4 protein-coding genes are annotated in these 3,976 nt (G+C 48.3%); 1 reads left to right on the plus strand and 3 read right to left on the minus strand.

All coding sequences use genetic code 11. The annotated features are described in order from the left end of the window. The 3 genes from Q0338_RS03295 to Q0338_RS03305 form a co-directional block, all read right to left on the minus strand. The coding region (locus tag Q0338_RS03295) for a hypothetical protein (protein ID WP_298085516.1) at nucleotides 1-682 on the minus strand (682 nt) is incomplete at its 3' end. Between the two features lie 2 nt (nucleotides 683-684). After that, on the minus strand, nucleotides 685-2,067 hold the full coding sequence (locus tag Q0338_RS03300) for an FAD-linked oxidase C-terminal domain-containing protein (RefSeq protein ID WP_298085517.1): 1,383 nt from the start codon (nucleotides 2,065-2,067) through the stop codon (nucleotides 685-687). After that, entirely contained in the window at nucleotides 2,067-2,783 is a 717-nt protein-coding gene (locus Q0338_RS03305; RefSeq protein WP_298085518.1) for a plasminogen-binding N-terminal domain-containing protein, read from the minus strand. Before Q0338_RS03305 ends, Q0338_RS03300 begins: the two co-directional genes overlap by 1 nt. Before the next feature lie 114 nt (nucleotides 2,784-2,897). On the opposite strand from Q0338_RS03305, the gene Q0338_RS03310 reads away from it, so the two are divergent. Further along, nucleotides 2,898-3,976 (plus strand): peptidoglycan DD-metalloendopeptidase family protein (locus Q0338_RS03310; RefSeq protein WP_298085519.1); only part of this gene is annotated, 1,079 nt, incomplete at its 3' end.

Genomic DNA, 3,976 nt, shown 5'->3' on the forward strand with positions numbered 1-3,976 from the left:
CGGCGTCTTTGGCTTCCGAGATTTCGACTAGTTTTTTAAATATCAAAGTTTCTAAAAAATCTACGTCTTTTCGCGAATACAAAAATCCTGCACCAAAACCTCTTTTGCTATTTTCGCCTCTTATTTTGATAATTTTTACGCCCCTTACAAAGGCTATACCGTAAGTCATCTCGTCAAATTTTATCTTTTCGGCGTATCTAAACGGCAAAACCTCCCACTCTTTTGAGATACCGTCTTTTTCTATCCTGATGCCTTTTTGTATCAGCGTTATAAATGCCAAAAATATGAAGCAAACGGCTACGACGTTACCAAGCGTTATTTGAAATTTGTTTCTTTGTAGATATCCGTCAATGCATCCAGGATCGCCTTTTTTAAAGCATCTTGCGTATATGCCTTGCGCTTTGGCTTCCTGTGAGCAAATTATATCGCCGTAATAAAAGCATGGCACGGGTTTGTTTTTGTATTTTTTTAGGTGCGGCTCATCGTCAAATAGTCCCATAACGCCAAAGCCTAGGCATATTATAAATATCGGTAGTTTTAAAAACGGACTGGGGGTGATAAGCAAGGCACCGCGATCGACGGTTTTGTATGATTTGTTTTTTATAAAAAGCGGGGCAAGGGCACCGACGCCTACCGCAACGTAGATCATAAATACGGCAAAATCAGCTACGCCTTGCGCCAAATTTACAGCCCCATTTTAAACGGGTTTAGGATATTATTCGGGTCAAACGCCTTTTTGATACTTCTAAAAAGCTCCATCTCGGCGTCCGTAAAGGCAAGCGGCATAAACTCGGCCTTGCTGATGCCTATGCCGTGCTCGCCGCTGAGCGTACCGCCAAGCTCCACCGCGATCTTAAAAATTTCCTCGATCGCCTTGTGACCGCTTTCTACCTGTGCGGGATCGGCTTTGTCCACGACCATGACGTTGGTGTGTACGTTGCCATCGCCGGTGTGACCAAAGCACGGCACCTGCACGCCGTATCTTTCCGCGACGCCGCCGATACGCTCAAGCAGCTCGGGTAGCTTTGAGCGCGGCACGGTGATGTCCTCGTTTAGCTTTAAATTTCCGTAGATATTTATCGCCTGCGAGCAGTTACGCCTGGCAAACCAGATGTCGTTTCGCTCGCTCTCGTCTTTGGCGCGTCTAAATTCGCTAGCGCCGTTTTCTCTAAACACTCGCTCTATCGTGGCTAGATCCTGCTCTAGGCCGTCTAAAACGTCGCCGTCTACGTCGGTGATGAGCAAGGCGCCCGCATCTTGCGGTAGGCCTTTGTTAAATTTAGTCTCGACCGCGCGCACGCAAAGCGCGTCTAAAAACTCCATCGCCACCGGCGTCACGCCTGCTGCCATCGTCTTATAAACGGCGTTCATCGCGGCGTTTACGCTAGGGAAAATTCCCATCGCCGTTTTTCTAAATTTAGGCTTTGCGATGAGTTTTAGCGTGATCTCGGTTATTACCGCTAGAGTGCCCTCGCTGGCGATGAGGATGCCTGCGATATTGTATCCTGCGACGTCTTTTATCGTGCGTTTGCCCGCGCGGATCACTTCGCCGTTAGGCAGCACGGCTCGTAGCGCCATGACGTAGTCTTTGGTGATGCCGTATTTTGCCGCGCGCATGCCGCCCGCGTTTTCGCTCACGTTGCCGCCTAGCGTCGAGTACTCCTGGCTAGCGGGATCTGGCGGGTAGAAAAGGCCTAGCTTCTCGGCTTCGCGCTGTAAATTTATATTTATACAGCCCGGTTGCACGACGGCGACCATGTTTTGCATGTCGATTTCTAGGATTTTGTTCATGTGCTTTTCAAATGCAAGCACCACGCCGCCCTCGTGCGCTAGCGCCCCGCCCGTAAAGCCGCTGCCAGCACCTCTAGGCACGATTTTGACTCCGTTTTCGTTGCAGTACTTTAAAATCTCGCTAACGTCGCGCTCGTCTCTAGGAAAAAGTACGCCGTCAGGCAAATGGCGCTTTCTAGTCGCGTCGTAGCAGTAGGCGATCCTGTGCGCGTCGTCGAAGTAGGCGTTATCGGCGCCTAGTAAATTTACAAAAAATTTAGCGTGTTTTTCGTGCATCATTTCTCTTTCAAAAGAGCTTTGTAGTGGCGGTCAAAGTCGCTGATCTGCTCCGAGCCCCATTTCCAAAATACCGTATCGATGTCCTTGACGCGAGTGTAGAAAGGCAGCTGGTAGTATTTGACCGCGCCGCTTTGGAAGCGTTTTAGCGGCTCAAAACTCTGGCAGTCGGCAAAAAGCGCTTCGTTGTTCATAGCGATGAAAATAAGCCCGGCAGCGCTTTGCGAGCACATTTTACGAAAATCGTCGCGGCTAGGGTTTGGCTTATACTCGTAGCTTAGGTACGAGCCCACGATGTCCGGGTGGATAAAGGTGATATCTTTAAACGCGTTCGTTACTTCGGCGTAAATTTCTTTGTTCGGTACGACGATGAGCGAGCGGTTGTAGAGGTAGTTTAGGATGATCTCGTCGCCGCTTTTAGGCAAAATTCCCGGTATCGGCAGGGCTTTTTGCGCTAACGTGTCAAATACCTCGAATCGTACCTTTGCAAAGCCGCCGCCTTTTTGCGTGACGACGGCGCGAGCGATGATTGAGCTTTGAGAGCCTTCAAATTTATGCATCACGACGCCGCTACTACCTACGACGATATCTGAGTTGTCTATGATCGTGCCTACGCCCTCATCTACGCTTATTAGCGGGGTTTTATACTCTCTCATCGAAAACTCGGCCGCAAAGCTAAGGCAAGCCGCCGCTAAAAATAAAAGAAATTTTTTCAAAATTTATCTCCTGAAAGTTTGAAATTTTAGCGCTCATTATATCTGAAACTGCCTTAGTTTTGCAAAATGTAAGTAATTTTCGAGTAAAATACGGCTTTTAAATCAAGGGATTTTATGAAGAAATTTTCATTAGCTTTACTGCTGGCGGTAAATTTATTCGCCGCCGCGCCTATACAATCTACCGTCCAGGAGCTTAGCTGGCCTAAGGGCGATAGCTTTTTGACGTTTTTAGAAAAAAACTCCATCCCGCTAAAACTTTATTATGATTTGGACTCGGAGGATAAAGAGTTCCTAGACGAGATCAAAGAAGGCATCTCGTATCAAATTTCAAGAGACGAAAATGGCGGGATATCGCAGGTGCTGATCCCCGTAAACGAAGAGCTCCAAGCGCAAATTTACAAAGATAGCGACGGCGGGTTTAAATTTCAGCTCTCTCCAATATCATATCAAACCTACGACCACGTGCTTAGTATGCCCGTTAGCGCAAACCCATCGCAAGACATCATAGAAACCACCGGTAGCGTAGCGCTGGCGCATGGATTTTATCTAGCGATGAAAGGCGAGGTCGGCGACGGCGAGTTTAAAAGGCTAAAAAAAGGCGACAGGCTCGCGATGAGCTACAAACAAAAGATTAGGCTGGGGCGTACTTTCGGCATGCCTGAAATCGACTGGGCGGCGATAGAGATCAGAGGCAAAAGATACACTGTTTATAGACACCAAAACAAATACTACGACAAAAGCGGCAAAAAAAGCGATAAATTTCTGCTTACTAGACCTATCTCAAACGCCCGTATCACGTCGCCCTTTACGCCCAAGCGCTTTCATCCGATACTAAAACGCTATAAGGCGCACTTGGGCGTTGACTACGGCGCTCCTAAAGGCACTCCGATAAAGGCTGCGGGCGAGGGCACGGTCAAATTTGTCGGTACCAAAAGCGGCTACGGCAAGGTCGTGATCCTAAAACATGCCGGCGCCTACGAGACGCTGTACGCGCACACGAACGGCTTTGCTAAGGGTATAAAAACCGGCGTCAAGGTCAAGCAAGGCCAGCTCATAGCCTATGTGGGCAACACAGGCATGAGTACGGGCTCGCACCTGCACTTTGGCGTTTATAAAAACGGCACTGCGGTAAATCCTGAAACCGAGATAAAGGTCGCTAAAAGCGTATTTTTCTCAAAAGAGGAAAAAGAGTT

Source organism: uncultured Campylobacter sp., assembly GCF_938018145.1.
Lineage (GTDB): Bacteria > Campylobacterota > Campylobacteria > Campylobacterales > Campylobacteraceae > Campylobacter_A.

What these genes read in the sequence shown, in the direction of transcription:
- Q0338_RS03300 (WP_298085517.1), bottom strand. Translation starts at nt 2,067, where the DNA reads ATGCACGAAAAACACGCTAAATTTTTTGTAAATTTACTAGGCGCCGAT.